The organism is Ruminococcus sp. AM31-15AC, from assembly GCF_003462045.1.
In the GTDB taxonomy this organism is placed as follows: domain Bacteria; phylum Bacillota; class Clostridia; order Oscillospirales; family Ruminococcaceae; genus Hominimerdicola; species Hominimerdicola aceti.
The window spans coordinates 1-623 of the sequence record NZ_QTYG01000138.1 but is presented as its reverse complement, the minus strand read 5'-3'; the positions used below and the strand labels follow the sequence as shown (position 1 = coordinate 623).

2 protein-coding genes are annotated in these 623 nt (G+C 34.5%); one reads left to right on the top strand and one right to left on the bottom strand.

Annotation, left to right across the window (positions count from 1 at the left end):
• Nucleotides 1–348 (top strand): hypothetical protein (locus tag DW793_RS15600; RefSeq protein WP_252969922.1); only part of this gene is annotated, 348 nt, incomplete at its 5' end.
• Nucleotides 349–398: 50 nt separating this feature from the next.
• Here the strand turns inward: DW793_RS15600 and DW793_RS14905 are convergent.
• Entirely contained in the window at nucleotides 399–551 is a 153-nt protein-coding gene (locus DW793_RS14905) for a hypothetical protein (protein WP_181983530.1), read from the bottom strand.
• Between the last annotated feature and the right edge of the window lie 72 nt (nucleotides 552–623).

Here is a 623-nt window from a genome sequence, read left to right as displayed (position 1 = left end):
AAAGACTGTGGAAGTATTTTTGTTGACAGATTCAATACACTTGATCTTTGCTCAAAAATGACTAACAGACTTAGGTGCAAGATACAGCAATTATCATTAACAAAACCATTTAAGCATGTTGCAAGAGACGGGAAAGGTTATTCATTTGAAATTCTAAGAGGAAAGGTTCTTTATGGTCAAGCCTATAAAACCAAAGCCATTTTTTCGTATAATAAATTTTCGCCGACAATACACTATGTAACTGGTCCTTCGACCCGCTCGTCATTAAATATGATTCAAAATCTTATGGATTCGTACAAACAGATATCAGGAGCCGATATTGATAGGTTAAAATTAGGACTATTCTAAATAGAATAAGCTGCCACAGATTTTTCTGTAGCAGCTTATTTTTGTTTATGCTATTCATTCTTGCGAAGATATCCGTCATCATCATATTTCTTAGCTATATGCTGTGCAGCTTGCCAATCGTCCCATTTGTCTACAGCCTTATTCCAAAGTTTATCTATTTGCTTTAGCGGAACGTATTCCAAATTGCCATATATTATTTCCATTTCTCTTTTGGTATAATGTTGCGACCTGACTATATACCAAAAATCATCAAGATCGATCAAGTTTTACACCCT

Coding starts and splice junctions, on each gene's coding strand:
- DW793_RS14905 (WP_181983530.1), bottom strand. CDS start 551: ATGGAAATAATATATGGCAATTTGGAATACGTTCCGCTAAAGCAAATA.